Annotated in this window: 12 protein-coding genes; 3 read left to right on the forward strand and 9 right to left on the reverse strand. The window is 74.8% G+C overall.

Annotated elements, in window-relative coordinates; genetic code table 11:
• Positions 1 to 132 precede the first annotated feature (132 nt).
• Together fsxC and fxsT are read left to right on the forward strand one after the other, a co-directional pair.
• Positions 133 to 1,314: an FxsC protein gene (gene fsxC / locus ACFZAU_RS03555; protein ID WP_500550882.1), complete on the forward strand. Its 1,182-nt coding sequence runs from the start codon at positions 133 to 135 to the stop codon at positions 1,312 to 1,314.
• Positions 1,311 to 5,270 (forward strand): FxSxx-COOH system tetratricopeptide repeat protein, encoded by a 3,960-nt coding sequence (gene fxsT / locus ACFZAU_RS03560; RefSeq protein WP_500462760.1) that lies wholly within the window; start codon positions 1,311 to 1,313, stop codon positions 5,268 to 5,270. The genes fsxC and fxsT overlap by 4 nt, the downstream gene beginning before the upstream one ends.
• Before the next feature lie 79 nt (positions 5,271 to 5,349).
• Here fxsT and ACFZAU_RS03565 read toward each other — a convergent pair whose 3' ends face one another.
• The 5 genes from ACFZAU_RS03565 to ACFZAU_RS03585 form a co-directional block, all read right to left on the reverse strand.
• Positions 5,350 to 6,576 carry a toll/interleukin-1 receptor domain-containing protein gene (locus tag ACFZAU_RS03565; protein WP_500550883.1) on the reverse strand — a complete coding sequence of 409 codons (1,227 nt, stop codon included), beginning with the start codon at positions 6,574 to 6,576 and terminating at the stop codon, positions 5,350 to 5,352.
• The gene (locus ACFZAU_RS03570; protein WP_500550884.1) at positions 6,573 to 9,407 is read right to left on the reverse strand and encodes a hypothetical protein; all 2,835 of its coding nucleotides are present in this window, start codon (positions 9,405 to 9,407) and stop codon (positions 6,573 to 6,575) included. The genes ACFZAU_RS03565 and ACFZAU_RS03570 overlap by 4 nt, the downstream gene beginning before the upstream one ends.
• Positions 9,401 to 10,432 carry a hypothetical protein gene (locus ACFZAU_RS03575; protein ID WP_500550885.1) on the reverse strand — a complete coding sequence of 344 codons (1,032 nt, stop codon included), beginning with the start codon at positions 10,430 to 10,432 and terminating at the stop codon, positions 9,401 to 9,403. Before ACFZAU_RS03575 ends, ACFZAU_RS03570 begins: the two co-directional genes overlap by 7 nt.
• The gene (locus tag ACFZAU_RS03580; protein WP_500550886.1) at positions 10,429 to 11,334 is read right to left on the reverse strand and encodes an AAA family ATPase; all 906 of its coding nucleotides are present in this window, start codon (positions 11,332 to 11,334) and stop codon (positions 10,429 to 10,431) included. Before ACFZAU_RS03580 ends, ACFZAU_RS03575 begins: the two co-directional genes overlap by 4 nt.
• 68 nt (positions 11,335 to 11,402) lie before the next feature.
• Positions 11,403 to 13,670: a large ATP-binding protein gene (locus ACFZAU_RS03585; protein ID WP_500550887.1), complete on the reverse strand. Its 2,268-nt coding sequence runs from the start codon at positions 13,668 to 13,670 to the stop codon at positions 11,403 to 11,405.
• A 169-nt stretch (positions 13,671 to 13,839) separates the two neighbouring features.
• On the opposite strand from ACFZAU_RS03585, the gene ACFZAU_RS03590 reads away from it, so the two are divergent.
• Entirely contained in the window at positions 13,840 to 14,970 is a 1,131-nt protein-coding gene (locus ACFZAU_RS03590) for a hypothetical protein (RefSeq protein ID WP_500550888.1), read from the forward strand.
• On the opposite strand, the gene ACFZAU_RS03595 is transcribed toward ACFZAU_RS03590, so the two are convergent.
• The 4 genes from ACFZAU_RS03595 to ACFZAU_RS03610 form a co-directional block, all read right to left on the reverse strand.
• Positions 14,963 to 15,832 (reverse strand): AAC(3) family N-acetyltransferase, encoded by an 870-nt coding sequence (locus tag ACFZAU_RS03595; protein ID WP_500550889.1) that lies wholly within the window; start codon positions 15,830 to 15,832, stop codon positions 14,963 to 14,965. The genes ACFZAU_RS03590 and ACFZAU_RS03595 overlap by 8 nt on opposite strands.
• 160 nt (positions 15,833 to 15,992) lie before the next feature.
• Positions 15,993 to 16,610: a superoxide dismutase gene (locus tag ACFZAU_RS03600; protein WP_500550890.1), complete on the reverse strand. Its 618-nt coding sequence runs from the start codon at positions 16,608 to 16,610 to the stop codon at positions 15,993 to 15,995.
• A 228-nt stretch (positions 16,611 to 16,838) separates the two neighbouring features.
• A complete protein-coding gene (locus tag ACFZAU_RS03605; protein ID WP_500550891.1) occupies positions 16,839 to 17,795 on the reverse strand; it encodes a nickel/cobalt transporter in 957 nt (318 codons plus the stop codon).
• Entirely contained in the window at positions 17,792 to 18,586 is a 795-nt protein-coding gene (locus ACFZAU_RS03610; protein WP_500550892.1) for a hypothetical protein, read from the reverse strand. The genes ACFZAU_RS03605 and ACFZAU_RS03610 overlap by 4 nt, the downstream gene beginning before the upstream one ends.
• Between the last annotated feature and the right edge of the window lie 324 nt (positions 18,587 to 18,910).

Here is an 18,910-nt window from a genome sequence, read left to right on the forward strand (position 1 = left end):
GTGGTGCTCGGATGTGGTATTTATCCGCTATTGCTCGCATAGTGATGCCTACGGTGAGCCGTCGGCGCCTATCGAGTCGTCCCCGCTGCCGCGCTCTTTGCGGGGCGTCCCGACCTGCACGACGGAGTCACCATGAGCCGGTTCTACCTGAGCCACATCCGCGGGGTCGACGAGGAGTGGACGGCGACCCTGTTCCGGGACCTCGCGGGCGCGGTCGCCGCGCGTACGGGCGGCTCGCCCGAGTCCGTCGGAGTGTCCGGCACGCCCCGCTCGCCCGAGGCCACCGTGGAGCGCATGCGCGGCGCGACCACCATGGTGGCGCTCTACGCACCGGGCTATTTCGGCCACTCCTACTGCGCCACGGAGTGGTCCTACTTCGAACACCGCGCCGAAGTGCTGTGGTCCCGGACGGGACGCAGCGCCGACGCCATCATCCCGGTGGTCTGGGCGCCGGCCACGGAGCCGCTGCCCGCCGTCGTACGCCGCAAGGGGCCGCTGACCGCCGACTCGCCCGCGTACGCCCGTGACGGGCTGCTCCACCTGCTGCGGCTCAAGGCCCGCTACGCCGAGGACTACCGGCTCGTGGTGGCCGCCCTCGCGGACCGGGTGGCGGCGGCCCTCGGGCAGCACCTTCCGGACGCCGCCGGGTTCGACGCGACCGGCAGGCGTCAGGCCACGCCCTCCCTCCCGCCGCCCTCGGGACAGCAGACAGTGAGCTTCGTCGTGGCCGCCGCCGCGGCCGACGACCTGCCGGGGGAGCGGACCGCCCGCGAGTACTACGGCAGCACGCCCGTCGACTGGTCCCCGTACGCCCCCGGACGGCCCGGGGAACTGGCCTCCCTGCTCTGCGACACGGCGGCGGAACTCGACCTCGCCCCCGACGTCCTGGCGCTCGAGGAGAGCACCGTGGAGCAGGTCGGCTCCGGCCCGCGCCCCGAGGAACTGGTTGTCCTCCTGGTCGACGCCTGGGCGGCCAAGGCCGACCGGCAGCAGCGCCTGCTGACCGACCTCGACGCGGCCGTGCCCGAGGGCACCGCGGTGCTGGAACCGCGCAACCAGGACGACACCCAGTCGTGGCAGCACGCGGAGGACCTGGACGCCGCCCTCGACGAGGTGCTGCCCACGCTGCGCGGCCACGCCTCGGAACTGGAGCGCTGGGGCCTGCGCGACGAGGAGAAGTTCACCGCCGCGCTCCGCAAGGCCCTGGTCCGCGCCCAGAACGACGCCATGAAGTCCGCACAGGTCGCTCAGCGCCTGCCCACACCCACCGGTGGCCTCGACTCGTTCCCCCTGCTTGGAAGGTCTTCCTCATGACGCACGACTCGGGCGGTCCCGGCGCCCAGGGGCCCGGCACCGTAGTGACGTTCTACTCGTTCAAGGGCGGCACGGGCCGCACGATGGCCATGGCGAACGTCGCCTGGATCCTCGCCACGAACGGCAAACGGGTCCTGGTCATGGACTGGGACCTGGAGGCGCCCGGTCTGCACCGCTACTTCGCGCCCTTCCTGCGGGACCCCGAACTGAGCTCCACACCCGGTGTGATCGACCTCGTGCGCGAGTTCGAGCGGATGAGCCCGCACCTGACGGACGGCCTGCGCACGTACGCCCGCGTCGACCGCCACGCGCACTCGCTGGAGTGCTCCTTCCCCGGCGGCGGCTTCATCGAGTTCGTCTCCTCGGGCCGCCGCACCCCCGAGTACTCCGAGAACGTCAACACCTACGACTGGCGCGGCTTCTACGAGAACCGCAACGGCAAGGCGTTCCTGCACGCCCTGCGCGAGGACATGCAGGCGGGCTACGACTACGCGCTGATCGACAGCCGCACGGGCTTCAGCGACACCTCGGGCATCACCACGCTCCTGCTGCCCGACGTGCTGGTGAACTGCTTCACCTTCAACGTCCAGTCGGTGGACGGCGGCGCCAACGTCGCCCGCGACGTCCGCAGGTTCGCCCCCCACGTGACGATCCTGCCGGTCCCGATGCGCGTCGACCCCGCCGAGCAGGACCGGCTCGACACCGCCCGGCAGCACGCCCGCAGCCGTTTCCAGGAGTTCCTGGACGAGTCCGCGCACCCGGACCCGGACCGCTACTGGGGCGACATCGAGATCCCCTACCGCCCCTACTACGCCTACGAAGAGGTCCTGGCGACCCTGAAGGACCCGATCCGCAACCAGGGCACGCTGCTCGCCGCCTACGAACGCCTCACCGCGGTGATCACCCGCGGCGAGGTCACGGCGATCGGGCACATGGCGGAGGAGCAGCGGGCGTCGCTGGTCAAGCGGTTCGACCGGGTCCCCGTGGCCGGCGCCGTCACGCCGCGCGTACGCATCGACCACGCCCTGCGCGACCGGCTGTGGGCCGAGTGGATCGCGGACCAGCTCAAGGCGGCGGGCGTCACCGTGACGCTGCGGCCCAGCAGCGCCACCGCGATGGCGCCGGTCCCGGCGACCGCCGCGGACACCGTGCTGGCGCTGCTGTCACCGGACTTCGTGAACACCAACGTCGCCGAGGAACTGGTCACCGTGGTCGAGGCCGCCGACCGCCGCGGCGACGGCCCGCGGATCCTCGGCCTGCGGACCCGCGAGTTCCAGACCCCCACGGCGCTGGCGAGCCTCCCCGGGTTCTCCCTGGTGGGGATGACGGCCGCGACGGCGCTGGAGCGGGTGACGGCGCTCATCGGGGTGCCGGCCCTCAACGAGCCGGTGACCGGCCGCACCCGGTACCCGGGCGAGGCCCCCTCCTCCTTCGAGGCCCCGCCCCGCAACAACCTGTTCACCGGCCGCGACCAGGAACTCGACAGGTTCTGGGACGACCTCGGCCAGGACTCGCTGGACGACGTCCACACCCCCGCGGACCGCCTCTTCCTCTACGGGCTCGGCGGCATGGGCAAGACGCAGATCGCCCTGGAGTACGTCCACCGCTTCGGCGCCCAGTACGACCTGGTGCACTGGGTCCCGGCGGAACAGACGGACCTGGTGCCGCAGAGCCTGGCGAACCTCGGCGTACGGCTGGGCGTCCAGGGCGAGACCGCGGAGGACCTGGCGCTGGCGACCCTCGCCGAGCTGCAGAGCGGCCGGCGGGGCAAGTGGCTGCTGGTCTACGACAACGCGGCGAACGACGAAGTGGGCCGCCAGGGCGGCCGCCGGCTGGAGGACTACCTGCCCTCGACCGGGCCGGGCCACATCATCATCACCGCGCGGGAGTCCGACAGCGGCCCCGCCACCGTCGAGGTCGGCGTCTTCCGGCGGGCGGAGAGCGTCGCGCTGCTGCGGCGCCGGGTGGAGAACCTGTCCCGTCAGGACGCGGACCGGATCGCCGAGGAACTCGGCGACCTGCCGATGGCCGTGGAACTCGCCGCGGCGTGGCTGCGGGAGACCGGCATGCCGGTGGACACCTACCTGGACCTGGTGCGCAGCCGGGTCGGCGAGGTGCTGAGCGCCGGTCCCGCCGGGGAGTTCGAGCAGCAGACCCAACTGCCCGCCGTCTGGCGGCTGTCGGTCGAACGACTGCGGGCCGAGCGGCCCGCGGCGGTCCGCCTGCTGGAACTGTGCTCGTTCTTCTCGCCCGAGCCGATCGCCGACTCCCTGCTCTACAGCGACGGCATGCGCAACGAACTGGCGCGCTCCGACGCCGCGTTGCGCGACCCGATGATCATGGGCTACCTCATCCGCGACCTGAGCCGGTACGCCCTCGCCCGGCTGGAGGGGCGCTCCCTGCAGGTGCACCGGCTCCTTCAGGCCCTGGTGCGCGAATGGATGGCGGTGGACCCCGAGGCCCTGGTGCGCACCCGCAGCCAGGCCCACCTCGTGCTGGCCAGTGCCCTCCCCTCGCCCTCCCAGGGTGAGGACAGCCCCGCCTCGCGCCAGCGCTTCGCGGAACTGCGCCCGCACCTCGAACCCTCCGGGGCCGTCGAGAGCACCGACCCGCAGGTCGGCGAGTGGGTCGTCAGCCAGGTCCGCAACCTGTGGCTGGTCAAGGACCACCTGGCGGCGATCGGCCTGGGGCGCCGCGCCCTGGACGCGTGGACCGAGAACCGCGGCCCCGACCACCCGCTCACCCTCCGTCTGGCGGCGCAGCTGGCCAACCCGTTGCGCTCGATGGGCCGTTACGCCGAGGCGTACGAACTGGACTCGGACACCCTGCGCCGGCAGCGCGAGCACCCCGAGCTGGGCCTCGCCCACCCCCACACCCTGATCACCGCGCGCAACGTCGGCGCCGACCTCAACGGCCTCGGCCGCTACGCCGAGGCCTGCGAGTCCGACGCGGACACCCTGGACCGCTACCGCCGCTCGGTGGGGAACGACCACCCGGACACCCTCCGCGCCATCAACAACTACGGTGTGTCGCTCAACCTCATCGGACGCCCCCGCGAGGCACTGGTGCTCGCCGAGGAAGCGTATGTGACGGCACGTCAGGCCCTGGGGGTCAGGAGCCCCGCCTGCTCGCGCTACGCGCTCGGTGCCGCCCTGGACCGCCGCGAGATGGGCGACTACCAGGGCTCCCTCGAACTGCTGCTGGAGACGCGGCAGCACTACGTCGTCCTGTCCGGCGAGCACTCGCCCGACGTGATGCGCACGGACGCCTCGCTCTCCGTCACCCGCCGCAGGCTCGGTGAGTTCCGGGCGGCGGAGGCGCTGTCCCGTACGACGTACGACCAGTACCGGCGCCGGTACGGCGACCGGCACCCCGAGACGCTGGCCTGCGCGGCGAACCTCAGCTGCGACCTGCTCGCGCTGGCCGGCACGCAGGGCGACCCCTCCTTCGACGAGGGGCGGGAGATCGCCGAGCGGAACCACGCGAACTACCAGTCGACGCTGGGCGCCGAGCACCCGTTCACGCTCGCCTCGGCGACCAACCTGATCATCGCCCGCCGGCTGGACGGCGAACCGCTGGCCGCCCTCGACCTGGGCCGGCCGACGCTCGCCGCGCTCGAACGCCGGGTGGGCGCCGGGCACCCGGCGGCGGTCGCCTGCCGGGCGGACGTGGCGGGCGTCCTCGCCCAACTGGAGCGGTACGACGAGGCGCTGGCGGAGGACGAGCACGCGCACCGGGAGTTCCTCGCCCTCTTCGGCGAACGGCATCCCCGGGTCCTCTGCGGCGAGTACAACATCGCGCTCGACCGGCTGCGCATCGGCGAGGCCGGGGCGGAGGACCGGCTGCGGGACATCACGCGCCGTTCCGCCGCGCGGTTCGGCGACACGCATCCGACGACCGTCGCCATGAAGGAACGGCGGCGGATCGACTTCGAACTGGAGATGCCGCCCATCTGACCCCGCCGGACCGCCGGACCGCCGGCACGCGGACCGCCGGTACGCCGGGCCGCCCCCGATCCCCGGGGGCGGCCCGGCGTCAGTTGCGGCCCGCGTACCGGCGCACGAAGGTGCGGATCGTGCGGTTCATCTCGTCCTCGTGCGGGCGGGGCAGCCCCTGCAGCCGGGGCAGCGGATCGGGCACGGTACCGACGAGGTCGCCGTCGACCACGAAGAGGAACAGGACACCCGCCGGGAACTCCTCGCCGAGCCGCGCCATCAGGTCGGGGTCCGGTGGATGCGGCACGATCACCACCACCGGGCCGAAGTCGTGCTCGTGCTGGAGCAGGGTCTCCAGGTCGTGGACGTCCACCTCGGCCAGGTGGTCGCGGACGCCGTCGACGAGGCTCTCCGCGACGCCGGACCCCGCGTCGATGGGCACCACGAAGTGGTCCCAGGCGACGGGCTGGCCGCTGGCGCGGTGGACGAAGCGCCGGGCGGTCTCGGTGGAGTGCGCGGGCAGCACCGCGGCGCGCGGCGCGGCCGGGGCCGTGAGCACCTCGTTGATGCGCCGGGAGTCGGAGGCCGGGACCCGGGCGTGGGTGACGCTGAGTTCGATCACCTCGCGCGATCCGGAACTCGCCTGGAGCGGCAGGAGTTCGGTGAGGGCCGCGCGCAGCGGGTCGTCCTGGGGTTCGCTGCGGCGCTCCGTGAGCAGTCCCTCCGCCACGCGGTGGTGCATCAGGGGCAGCAGGATCTCCCGCGACACGCCGAGCCTGTCCCCGGCGCGGCTGAGCACCGGACCGTCGACCTCGCGCAGGTGCTGCACGACCCGCTGGTGCACCCGGTCCTCGTTCACCTGGGCCTTCATCAGCTCCAGTTGCGGTGTGATGTCCCGGACGACCTCGACCAGGTCGCCGTCGGCGGGCCAGTCGATGTTCTGCCGCCGGGTGGGGCTCAGCGAACCCAGCCGGCTGGCCTCCAGGCTCTCCCGGTCGATCTCCGGGAGCAGCACGAGGATGATGGGGAAGCCGTCGTGGCGGTTGCGCAGTTCGGCCATCGCCAGTTCGTTCTGGACGTGGGGTGACTCGACGGCGTGCGGGGACGCGAGCAGCACCATGCCGTGGGCGTTGCCCATGCCGTCGGATATCGCCTCCATCCAGTCCTGGCCCGGCACCAGCGTTTCCCGGTCGATCACGATCGGCTCGCAGCCGGCGGCCTCCAGCAGGCCGATCACGGATCTCCTGGCGGGCCAGCACGTGCAGGCGCAGCCGGGGCGTTCGCTGCGGCTGAGGAAGACCAGCGGGCGTGACGTCGTCCCGATCATGCGCCCGGCCGCCATCCGGGGTCGGTGTTCTCCCACAGGCTCAGCCAGTGGGTCTCGCCCGCGGCCACGGTGACCGGGTACCCGCCGGCCGACGGACGGACGGTGACCGGCCACCGCCCTCCGGCGGTTCCGGAGGCGCCCTCGTGTGCGGCGTCCGGCGACCGGTCCTGCGTACCGAGCGTGCCGATCCCGACCAGCTCCGGTCCGTCGGGGGGCGCCGGTACGGTGACGCCGACCGCCGCGTCGGTGGCGTTGCCCACGCACAGGACGGCCTCGCTGCCGTGCCGCCGCCACAGCGCCGTCACGCCCGGCACCGGCTCGGGCAGCCCTTCGACGGTGCCGTGGACCAGGGCCTGCTGGCGGGCCCTGACGGACAGCAGGACGCGCAGCGCCTCCGCCCTGGACCCCGTGGCCGTCAGCAGGGCGACGGGGACCTCGTGGCAGCCCGGGAGGGCCAGCAGGACGCCCGGGTCGGCGGCCGGCCGTTCGGGGAGTGCCCAGGCCGTTCCGGGGGCGGCCGTCCAGGACCCGGGCAGCGGGAGCGGCGCCGGACCCACCGTCAGATGGACGGCGGCCCGTCCGGGCGCCTCCTGCGGCACGTCGCCGTCCGAGGGCCCGGGGCCGGCGGCCCCGATCAGCGCCGCGCCGGGATAGGCGTCCGTCAGATGCCGCAGGTCGTCCGGCAGACCGGCGGGCCAGGCCGGCAGGTCCTCCAGCAGCAGCGCGTCGACGCGGGCGTCGAGGAGGCGCCGCGCCTCGTCCAGCACATCGGCGGGAGCCGCCCCCGGCGGCGGGACGCCGAGGCCGGCGACGACGCGCAGCCCGGCCTCCGCGGCCCGCTCCACGGTGAGTTCCGTGCCCCGGGGATCGGCCAGGACCGGTCCGGAGAGGCGGATGTGGCCGATGCCGCTGCGACGGGCCGCACGCAGCAGCTCCCCGGGCGGCGGGTCCGTCCCGGCGGCGGGGAGCGCGACGCCGACCGACTCCCGCAGCCAGGAGGGCCCCGGCGCCCGTGGGGTGGACGCGGCGGAGTGGGGCAGTACGAGGTGGACCCGGCCGTCCTCGGACCGTATCTCGACCGGCCCGCCGGTTCCGGTGAGCATCAGGCGGCCCCGGCCTGCGGTGAACACCTCGCGCACCTGGAACGGCAACCGGGCACCGGGGAGCGGCGCGGCGCCGGGGTCCTCCGCGGCGCCGGGTGCGGGGCGGCGCAGCCGCAGCAGGTGCCGTCCGCCGTCCGCGGCGACCACCGCGGCGTCGTGGGCGGAGACGGCCAGCGCGGTGGCCGGCCGGGGCAGCCTGCCGAGCGGCACCGGGCCGGGCGCGTCGTCCTCCGGGCTCCGGGCCAGCCACACCCGGCCGTCGCCCGTGGCCCAGACGACGTCCCCGCTCAGCGGGTCGCCCGCGAGCGCGGTCACCGGCGACCCGCCGGTGGCGAAGGGCCGGGCGACCATGCCGTTCCCGGCCGCGGCGTGACGGACCACGACCCGGCCCTCGGCGTCCGCGACCGCGACCAGGGCCGCCGAGACCGACGTCCACAGGTGGGTGACGTCCGCCGGGTGATCGAGGGTCAGCACCACGCGCCGCGGGTCGCCGTCGGCCAGCAGGTGCACCTTCCGGCCCGCCGCCACGCAGAGGACGGCCGGGCCGCTGCCGGGCCCGCCGGGGGCCGCCCAGCCTAGTGCGGTCGGCGCGGGGGACCACGGATGGGCCGTCACCTCGCCCGAGGCGTCGAGGGCCGCCCCGACGACCTGGAGCCCGGAACCGCCGGCCGCCGCCGCCCTCGGCGGCCCCGCGTCGGCGACCGCCAGCAGGTCGGGCGGCACCGGGAGGTCCGCGACCAGCACCCGTCCCGACGCGTCGACCCGGATCTCGGTGCGGCCCCCCGCGCTGACCGCGAGCGCCCCGTGCTCCCCGGCCCAGACGCAGCGCACCACGTCGCCCAGTTCCGCCCGGGCACCGTCCAGGCTGCCGTCGAGCCGGGCCGCGGCCACCACGTCCAGGGCGGCGGCGGCCCGCCTGCGGTCGTGCAGGTCCAGGTCGTGCCAGGCCGCCCCGGGGAGGGCGGCCCGCAGCCGCAGCCTGACCCGGGCGGCCCCGCTCACCTGGCACACCTGGGCGTCGCGTTCCGGCGGCCTGGTCAGCACGATGCCGCCCGGCTCGGCGCGGACTCCGATGTCGACGTCCCCGTGCACCATCCTGCGGACCGTCGTCACCTCCTCGGGGAGCAGTCCCGCCGCGGCCGGCGTCAGTTCCAGACCGAGGCGTTCGGCGGCGGCGATGCGCAGCCGCCGCGCCGGCGCGGAGTCCCGTACGGCGTCGGGCAGCCGCGGCAGGTGGCGGATCGCCCACCGGCCGGCCTCCAGCGCCTCGGGGCCACCGGCGAGCACCCGGTCGAGGAAAGGCTCCAGCTCCCGCCGGATGTCGCCCTCGGCGGGCGCCGCCTGCGCCGTGCCCGTCCACAGGAGGGTCTCGAAGGTGCGCACGGCCAACGGCGCCTCGTGGTGGGCGCGTTCGGTGAAGCTGCGGACCGAGGCCATCAGGGCGCGGTCGCGCGTGGCGAGTTCCCGGCGCAGCACGGCGGCCACCGCGGGATCGAGCACCATGGTCAGGCCGCCCGCGGCCTCCACCAGGGGCGAGAACCAGAGTTGGGCCTCCAGTCCGGCGCTGCTGCGCGGTACGAACCGCAGGCGCGCGGCACGCACGAAGTACGGCTCGGCCTGCGCCGCCAGGCTCAGCGACTGCGCCAGCCGAACGACGTCCGGCTCCTCCTGCCGCTGTTCGTGGACCAGCCTGGCCGCGGAACTCCGTCCGGCGGCCGCCGTCACCACGCGGGCCCCCGGCGGCGCAGCCGTCTGATCTGCGAGCGCGCCGACCACACCGAGGTGCGGCGGTCCAGCGGGACGAGCGCCACCATGCGGCGGACCGCGGGCGGGTAGACGTCAGGACTGAACGGGGTCAGACAGGTCACCGGGTGCCCGGCGTGCCGCAGCCGGCGGAGGAAGGCCAGCCAGTCGGCCGGAGAGGCCTGGTGGCGCGTCGCCACCGGAGGCCGCAGGTGGCCGAGGTCGGAGACGAGCAGCACGGGCGTCCCGGGCGCCGGGCGCACGGCCGGGTCCCACGCGCTGCCGCCGCCCGTGCCGGCGCCCTGCGGCAGCCGGAAGTCGAGGACCCGCAACTGGTCGGGGGCGAGCACCTGCCGGGCCAGCCGGGCCACCCACTGGTGGTCGTGGCGGAACGGCCGCATGGAGGGACTGCGGTCCAGCAGCACGTGCAGACCCGCCCGCGTGGTCGGACGGCGGCGGTACGGCAGGCGCAGGCCGCCGGGGGGCAGCCGGCCGCCCAGCCGCCGTACCAGCAGGTCGATCAGCCGGTGGTGGTCGAGCTCCCTGCCGAGCGCCTCGGTGGCCGCCACCGTGAGCATGATCGCCTGCTGGGTGCGCGGGTTCCACGGCGGTGCGAGCGGCCGCTCGGTGACCTCCTCGCGGTCGGCGAAGAGCGGCGTTTCCGGCCCCGTCGGCCCACCGTCCGTCTGTCCGGCCGGGGGCGGGGTCTCCCGGGGTGCGAAGGTGATCAGCGACCGCCCCGCGGTGGCGGTGCCCGCCGGGGCCCCGGCCGGCGGCTCCGCCACGACGGCCTCGTCGCGGGGTGACGTCCGGCCGGCGGGAGGGACCCGTGGCGGGGGCCCGGGGTCCGGCCGGGGCGGCGCCGCCGGGCCGTCCGGCTCCGGGGGCCGGGGCGCGGGCCCGGGCAGACCCATGGCCCGGACCAGGGACAGGACACCGGCGGGGTCGTGGATGCCGAGGGCGGCGGCCGCACGCACGACGTCTCCGGCGTGCACGGGACCGCGGCTCACGCGAAGGCCGTCGGCTCGTAGGTGTCCTTGACCATGGCGAACCGCGCGACGTTGCGCCACAGTTCGGAATCGGCGGTCAGCCCCATCTCGTGGCAGGCGCGCAGCGTGTCCAGGTACTCGGCGGTGCTCGCCGCCGTCAGGTGACCGGTGCCCGCGCCCTGTTCGACGAAGAGGTCGGCCACCTCGGCGCCGAGTTCCGGATCGAAGTCCGCGCCCATGTGCAGCCGCGCGACCTCCAGCAGGTGGTCGCGCCCGGGGACCCGCAGCCGCAACGGGATGCAGCGGCGCCGGAACGCGGCCGACAACTCGCGTTCCTCGTTGCTGGTGATGACGACCAGCGGCGGGCCGATCTCGGGGCGCACCGTGACCAGGCCGCGGTCCGGGCCCTCGAAGCGCAGGTTGTCCAGCGGGTCCAGCAGGGCGTTGGGGAGGTCGGGGTCCGCCTTGTCGATCTCGTCGATGAGCACCACGGCGGGGCGGTCGCGCAGTCCGGCCGGGGCCGCCTCGTCCAGCGCGGGGTCCAGTGCCTTCCACAGCGGGCCCGGCCGGTGGTACGGCTGATCGCCGGGCGCGCCGAGCCTGCCCCGCGAGGCGTCGTTGAGCTGGCGGAACGCCTCCTCGCGCCAGAGCAGGTCCGGTGCCTCCGTGCGGGCGGTGACGACCTCGGAGTAGAAGCGGTAGCGCATGACGCGGGCCACGTTGGGCGCGAGCGTGGACTTGCCGGAACCGGGCGGGCCCAGCACCAGCAGGGGGCGGCGCGTCACCAGGGCGACGTTGACGGCGAGCACCGTGTCCTCGTCGAACAGGTACACCCGGTCGTCCCGGCGTCCCGGGGACCCATCGGTGCCGGTCTCCTCGGCGGCGCCGGGCGCCTGCGGGTCGAAGACCTTGGTGTACCGCATGTGCCCCCCGAGAACGTCATGCCACCACGCGCCGTGGCGCCACTGTAACGGACCGCGTCGCAGTCGATCTACAGGCCGGGAAGGCCCTCCGGGGGCCACGGCGGCGCGTGCACGCGCACGTCGGCCCGCCCCACGCGCGGGGCGCGGACGGTCTCGCCGCCGCCCGGCGCGCCGGCCGTCACCAGGTCGATCCTCCGCAGCCACGCCGCGTCCCGGAGGGGGCCGAGGTCGAGGGACGGGTGCCAGGGCGCGATCGTCAGGAACATCACCGGGGAGCCGCCGAGCGAGCTCAGGTCGTGCAGCCGGGGGCAGTCGGACAGCCGCAGCGAGCGGAGCGAGGCGCAGCCGCTCAGGTCGGGCACCGCGGTCATCTCCGGGTGGTCCGAGATCACCAGGCCGCGCAGTCCGGGGATGCGCGCGAGCGCGGCCCCCAGATCCCCGAGCGGCCCCCGGCACCAGACCTCCGGCGCGTCCTCCCCCCGCTCGGCGAGGCCGGCGAGTTCGCCGGCGGAGCGGACGACGAGCGGACCCGCGGACGGTCTCCCCGGTGCCGCCCCGGCCGTCAGCCGCCGGCCGGTGGCACCGTGCTCCAGCAGCCCGGGGACCTCGGGCAGCGACTTACGGGCCGCGCTCAACTCGGCCACCAGCCGGGCGAGTCCCGAGGACCCCGTCCGTTCCACGTGACCGGCGAGGACGGCGTCGCCGGCCGGGCCGGGGTGGGCCGCCAGGTGCTCCGCCGCCAGGTACTGCCGTACGGAGTCGCCGGCGAAGGCGATCGTCGCCGGAGCCGGCGAGAACAGGATGCCCGCCTCGTCGGCCAGTTGCGACAGCAGCCGGTCGGGGGGAACCGTGCCCGTGAGGCCGGGCGTGCCCAGCCCGTACAGCGCGTCGAGCGCGGTGCCGGCCGGGAGCGGGGCGTCCCCGGCGCCGAGCGTCGCGGCCGCCAGGCCGCCGGCCGCTGCCCGCAGCACGCTGTCGCGCACCCGGGTGCGGGTGTGGGCGGCCTCCCGGTCGGGGCGCCAGACGGCGGCCACCGCGGCACGCAGCAGGTCCATGCGGTCCGGTCCGCGCTCACCCGCGGCGCGTGCCGCGTGGCGGACGGCCACCGCGGCGGACGGCCAGCGCACGGCGTCCGCGAGCAGCGGGTCGTCGGCCACCGACGCGAGCGCGGGACCGCCGCCGGGGGTGACCGCCAGGGGGTCGCCGCCGGCGAGGAGGGCCTCGCGTTCCGCACGGTCGAGGGGTTCGAGGAGCACCGGGGTGAAGACCCCGTCGATCCGGTGCCAGGGCACCGAACTGCCGTTGGCCTCCACCAGGATCACCGCGTCGGGGTAGCGCTCGGCCGTGCGCAGCAGCCACTCCCAGGCCGCGGGGCGCATGTGGACCGGGGCCCGGTCCAGGCCGTGGACGGCCAGCAGCGCCCGCCCGGCGCGCAGTTGGCGGGCGCTCCAGCCGGCGGGTTCCCGCGCGGCCAGCGAGGGGGCGGCCGCCTGGACGATCCCGTCGGGGGAGGGCAGCCCGCCGGCGTCCGCCCGCAGGGTGAACGCCACCTGGCACCCCCAGGGCGCACCGCCCGGGCCGGCCGCCACGCGGTCCGCCAGGTGCCCGAGCACCGCGCTGCGCCCGGAACCCGCCGGCCCGATCAGCAGCAACCGCCGTCCCGCGGCGGCCGGTTCCCCGGACGGGGTGTGCCGCCGGGACGGACCGTCCTGCCAGCTCAGCCGCCGACCCAGCGGGTGCCCGCCGTTGGCGCCGGACGTGGTGCCCGTCAGCAGTCCCCGGTACAGGCCGGTGAAGCGGGCGTCGTCCGAGGCGAGGGCCGGGGGGAGTTCGGCGGGGATGTCCTCGGGGGCGGGACCGCTCCCGCCGGGGGCGCCCGTGGTGAGCCACCGCGTCAGGTTGCCGAGCACCTCGTCGAGGGCGGCCCGGTGGCGTGCCGCCTGCATCGTCATCAGGGCGAGTCCGTGGGTCCGGTACTCCGGCGGCTGTCCCGCCGTGAAGGTGTCGGCCTCGGCGACCACCGCCGGCATCCGCTGGGGCACGGGTTCCCAGAGCAGGGGCAGCACGATGCCGCTCTCCGGTGCCCCGCGGGCGCGTTCCAGGCTCGTGCGGTGGGCCAGCATCGCCCAGTCCGCGTCGGCGGGTCCCTCGCTGAAGTAGGCGGGCGAGCACAGGACGAGGACGCGGTCCGCCGTGGCCACCCCGGGGGAGCCCGGGCCGCGTGCGCCGTCCGCGGCCGTCCTGACGAAGCGGACCGGGGAACTGCCCAGCCGCCGGTCCAGGTCGTCCAGGAAACGCGTTACCCAGGCCTCGTCCCTGCCATGCAGGTAACTCACGGCGTAGGTGTACGTATTCTTCATCCCCCACCCGTCCGAACCGGTACGAACGGGCGCGGTCACGGACGCCCGCACTGGCGTCATCATGGAAGAATCCGCTGACGTCTCGTCATGACCCGTTCCGCAGCACATGTATGACTGGCTATCACTTTATATGTACGACTCATTGATGGGTGGGGTCGACCCCGCGGCGCTGTCCCGTCCCGGCCCGCGGGCGCAACCGGCCCCGGACCTCGGGCCGGCCCCCGCCCCGGCCCAGGGGCTGGGCAAACGGCAGGAGAACCTGCTCACCGGGGTCCTGCGCGGGATCCCGCTGATGGGACAGGACACCATGGTCCCGTTCGCCGAGGCCGACGTCCGTTCCTGCCTGGCGCAGTTCCGGCCCTCCGAGCACGGCGCCGCCGCCGGCCTGGTCAACCGTGTGCGCCCGTCCCTCCTCGACGCCGTCGTCGGCCGTACGGCCCGCCTCCAGGGCTACGTCCGCGGGCTGCCGGAGGGGGGTGTCGAGCCGCTCCTGGACGTGGTGAGCAAGGCGGTCTACGGGCCGCTGGCGCTGCGGGTCGTCTTCGGCGCCTCCGTACGCATGCCGCTGCGCGCGATGAGCTACGTACTGCCCGCCGTGCTCATGGCCGAACGGATCCTGGCGGTCACCGGCCGGCTGCCCTACCTGCAGGTGCTCTACGTCGGTGAACTGGGCGCGCGCATCAACGCCCTGCCCGCCCCGGTCGTCGCCGAGGAGGGCCGGCTCCTGGTCGAGCACCTGGGCCGGGTCCTCGGCCGGGGGCCGATGGCGGGCCACTACGAGCTGTTCACCGACCTCCCCCTGCCCGCGGACGAGGACCCGATCGGGGACCTCCTCACCCGGCTCCGGGAGGAGCCCCGAGCGGAGATCGCCCGGCGGCTCCACGGGAAGGGCGGCAGCCTCTCCGACCGGCAGACCCTCGAGTACGCCGCGGCCCACGTGCTGCTGCACGACCTCGGCCGGCTGCCGCTGCGAAGAGTCGGCGGCACCACGCCCCCCGACGCCGGGGCCGCCGGCGTCATCGACCTCGGCGGCGTCCAGGAACGCCACTTCCACCGGGTTCGCGCGGTCTTCGCCCAGGCCCTCGGCCATGCCGCGCCGGGGCCCCTCGTCCTCACCCGCCACTCCGTCCCGCCCTACACGATGTCGCGCGTCGGCGACGTCGGCCTGCGCGAGTTCCTGGACGGCGTGCCGTACGACGAGGCCGCGCTCCCCGCGGCCGTACGGCACGACCTGCAACTGCTGCGCGCCGGGCGGGTGCTCGACCACCTCAGGTGATCCCGCCCCCCTTGTGCCCGCTGTCCCCGGTGCCCGTCCGGCGCGGCCGGTTCGCGGGCATCCAGCGCGCCGCGAAGTCCACGGCGTCCTGCAGGTCCAGCAGACGGCACCGGAGCCCGCTCACCGTGCCGGTGCGGGTGGTGCCCCCGGCCTCGTACGCGGCACCCAGCAGGGTGAAGTCCGAGTCGTCCAGGGCCACGTCCTCGTAGCTCCACCAGGAACGCCGCCCGCCCCTGCGGACGACGCAGCGGTAGGTGCGCCGGGGCGGGTCGGGCACCCGGTACTCGGCGAGGTGGAACGCGCTGCACACGTCGAACCCGACGCCGAGCAGCAAGACCCTCGCGCGGGCCCGGTAGAGCGCGGCCAGCGGGGACCGCTCGCCCAGGTGGCAGTCGGCGCGGTGCCCCGCCGTGACGGCGCCCCCGGCCGGGCCGTACGCGACGAAGGAGGTCTGCGGATGGGCGCTGCGCACCGCGCCCGCCCGGACGCGCAGCGCTTCCGAGAGCACCCCCATCCCGGGCGCGGGCGTCGACGCCGGGTCGAACGGCGGCATCGCGCCCCGCACGGCGGCGGCCTCCCGCGGGGTCAGCCCGGCCACCCGGGCCCGGTGGGCGGCGGAGGAGTCGGAGTTCTCGGGCGTGAAACTGGGCGCCACCAGCGTGCCCCGCGGCCCGAGGGCACGCAGCAGCGCGTCGAGCATGGTGCGTGCGCGGGTGCCGCCCGCGCCGCGCAGCGAGGCGTGCACGAGGACGACGCCGCCCGGTTCGAGGCCGAGCGCCGTCAGGGACCGGGCCAGGGATCGCGCCGTGGGGCGCGCCGGGGATTCGGCCGAGGCCGCCGCGTCGCCGGAGCCGACCGTCATCCCGTACCCCCTTGGTCCCGTTCGGCACGATCCCTGGTCAGTGTCCCGCCGGGACCGGCCCGCCGGGTAGGGGGCCTGCCCTGGCCACGGGGCTTGCGGGGCGTCCCGTACGGCCGGCCCCGCCCGTGGTGCGAGCGGGGACGGGCGCGGGCCGTGCGCGTCAGGCGCCGGACGCGGCCTTCGCGGCCTCGAAGCGGGCGACGACGTCGTTCCAGTCGACGAGGTCCCAGAGCTTGGTGACGTAGTCGGGGCGGACGTTCTTGTACTGGAGGTAGTAGGCGTGCTCCCAGGCGTCGAAGACCAGGAGCGGGGTGGTGCCCTGGCCGACGTTGCCGTGGTGGTCGTAGACCTGCTCGACGATCAGGCGCTCGCCGAGCGGTTCCCAGGCCAGGACGCCCCAGCCGGAGCCCTGGACGGAGGCGGTGGCGACGGTGAGCTGCTTCTTGAAGGCCTCGAAGCCGCCGAGGTGTTCGTCGATGGCGTCGGCCAGGGCCCCGTCGGGGCGGTCGCCGCCGTCGGGCGAGAGGTTCTGCCAGAAGATCGAGTGCAGGACGTGGCCGGAGAGGTTGAAGGCGAAGGTCTTCTCCAGGCCGACCAGACCCGTGGGGGTGATGGTGTCCTTGTCGCGTGCCTCGGCGATCTGCTCGAGGGTGTCGTTGGCGCCCTTGACGTAGGCCGCGTGGTGCTTGGCGTGGTGGAGTTCGAGGATCTCCCCGGTGATCGCCGGCTCCAGCGCGGCGTAGTCGTAAGGCATGTCCGGAAGCGCGTACGTGCCCATCAGGCACAGCCCCTTTCGAGCGGTGTGATCGGGTGAGCCGCCGTCAGCCTACGCCTGTTATTGCACATGAGTTGCAATAGCTATGCTGGTGCAGCAACATGGACGCGGGCGGGGTCGGCCCGTCAGCCTTCGGAGTCGTCGCACCCGCGGTCCCGGGTGCGGTCCTTCCCACGGGGTGATCGTCTTTCCGACCGGCGACCCGCCGGTACCGGCCGGCCCCGTCCGTGGCTACGGCACCCTTGTGGTGCTCGAGGCCGGGACCAGATCGTCGGCACCGTCGTCCTGCAGCGTGGACGCCGCACTGAAGATGTAGAAGCACCCCGCCGTCAGCACCGCGGCACCGGCCAGGAGAGGCGTCCACTTCCGCAGCTTCGCGGTCGCCGTCCGGCCGCGGAACTGCCGTTCCACGAGCGAGAAGCCGCGGATGGTGGCGACACCGACGCCGGTGAGCGTCAGCGCCATGCCGATCCCGAACGTGATCACGATGGCCAGGGCTCCGAGGGCACGCCCCGTCAGCAGACCGCTGACGAAGATCAGGAACGCCGACGGCGACGGCAGCAGGCCGCCGGAGAGGGCCAGCGCCGCCAGTCCCTTGCGGGACCAGGGGTTGGTCAACTGCTGTACGTGGTGGTGGGCGTGGGCGCTGTCGTCCTGTACCACCGTGCCGTGGCCGTGGCCGTGGCCGTGGCCGTGGCCGTGGTGTGCGTGCGAGTGGCCGTGTTCCTCGGCATGCCCGTGGGAGTGGCCGTGCGGGTGGGGATGAGCGTGCCCATGGTCGTGTCCGTGCCCGTGTCCCTGCCCGTAGTCATGGGAGTGACCGCGGCCGCGCAGGTGGCGGTAGATCAGCCCCACGCCCACGATCGCGACGACCGTTCCCGCCGCGACCTGCATCCACGCGGTGGCGGTCTTGGTGCTGACCGCAGTGCTGCTGACTCCCACCCACAGGAGCGCGAGGACCAGCACCGAGAAGGTGTGCATCGTCGCGACGATGACGCCGAGACGTGCCGCGTCCTTGTAGTGCCCCCGTGTCCCGACCAGATAGGCGGCCGTGATGCTCTTGCCGTGGCCGGGGGCCACCGCGTGAGCGGCACCGACGCCGAGTGCGACGACCAGGACGACCCAGAAGAGGGACCCGCTGTCGAAGAGGGCGAGCAGGTGGTTGTCGAGACTTCCTGTCCCTGTCATGCGTTGCTCCTGGAAGGGGCGCCGGTGTCGGCCGACGGCGCGTCCTGCTCGTGTGGCGTGGCCTGGGCGTGGTGAACCGAGGTGGGAGTGGCGCCGGCGGCATGTGCGGTTCTGCGGCGTCGCGACTGCCGGATGACCAACCCGCCGATGGCGAGGGCGGCGGCCAAGGTGCCGGCGGAGAAGACCGCGACCGTTCTGCGGACCCCTCCGCCGGAAGTCGTGAACCGCACGTGCGTCGTCGGCCGGGCGGAGGTGAACAGCGTCTGCTGAGGCTCGGCGGGGCCGGCGGAGGTGAGCATGGTCCGGTACGCCGGGTGGAGGTCCGTGAGCGCGCTGATGGTGACGTCCACGTCGACCACGGGCGCCGGGCAGTCGAAGGCGACCTGCGCTCCCTGGGCGAGGAAGTCCTTCATGGCCCCGACGACCGACGCCTGGCAGGGGCGGCCCGCCTGGGCGACCGCGAGGTGCTCGAGCAGGTAGCCGCGGACGACCGGCGAGCTCTGCAGCCTCTGCGCGAAGGAAAGGCTCGACGTACCTCCTCCGCCTTCCTGGCCCTTGAACACCCCGAGCGACTGGCCGAGCGCCACCCAGTCGAGCTTGTCCGTGTTCCACGCGATCACGAGGCGGGAGCCCTGGACGTCGGCCGTGGCCGTCGACGGCGGCCCGAAAGGATGCGCGGACGCGGACGGTGCCGGACCGGCGACGACGGAGCAGATCGCAAGTGCGGCCCCCACCAGCGCGGTGCGCAGCGCCGGGCGGGCCGCAGCCCTCGGGAGGCGGAGAAGGGACAAGGCTGTGCGTCTTTCAGTACGGCCCGCATCGGGCTGGGTTCCGGCGCGCGGTGGGGCGACGCCAGAACCGCACTCTCCACAACCAGCCGGACGTTCTCCCGACGATCACGTGGAGGCGAGATGAACGTGCGTGGCCGCGTTTCACACGGACCCCGCACAGGCAGCCTGCGGCCCCACTGGGGAGAACCGCCCCCGTAGCGGACTCCGGCCGGCTCCTCGATGACGGGGGCGCATTCCCGCGAGGCCTGCCGAAGCCGGCCACGGCGGTGCAAAACACGTTCACCCGGCCCGTCTTCGCTGCGCAGACCGCAGCGGACCTGGCCG

This window comes from Streptomyces sp. NPDC008238, assembly GCF_042956445.1.
Taxonomy (GTDB): Bacteria; Actinomycetota; Actinomycetes; order Streptomycetales; family Streptomycetaceae; genus Actinacidiphila.

Excerpts from the sequence above, each read along its gene's own strand:
- fsxC (WP_500550882.1), top strand. The coding sequence starts at position 133 with ATGAGCCGGTTCTACCTGAGCCACATCCGCGGGGTCGACGAGGAGTGG.
- fxsT (WP_500462760.1), top strand. The coding sequence starts at position 1,311 with ATGACGCACGACTCGGGCGGTCCCGGCGCCCAGGGGCCCGGCACCGTA.
- ACFZAU_RS03565 (WP_500550883.1), bottom strand. The coding sequence starts at position 6,576 with ATGATCGGGACGACGTCACGCCCGCTGGTCTTCCTCAGCCGCAGCGAA.
- ACFZAU_RS03580 (WP_500550886.1), bottom strand. The coding sequence starts at position 11,334 with ATGCGGTACACCAAGGTCTTCGACCCGCAGGCGCCCGGCGCCGCCGAG.
- ACFZAU_RS03590 (WP_500550888.1), top strand. The coding sequence starts at position 13,840 with ATGGGTGGGGTCGACCCCGCGGCGCTGTCCCGTCCCGGCCCGCGGGCG.
- ACFZAU_RS03595 (WP_500550889.1), bottom strand. The coding sequence starts at position 15,832 with ATGACGGTCGGCTCCGGCGACGCGGCGGCCTCGGCCGAATCCCCGGCG.
- ACFZAU_RS03600 (WP_500550890.1), bottom strand. The coding sequence starts at position 16,610 with ATGGGCACGTACGCGCTTCCGGACATGCCTTACGACTACGCCGCGCTG.
- ACFZAU_RS03605 (WP_500550891.1), bottom strand. The coding sequence starts at position 17,795 with ATGACAGGGACAGGAAGTCTCGACAACCACCTGCTCGCCCTCTTCGAC.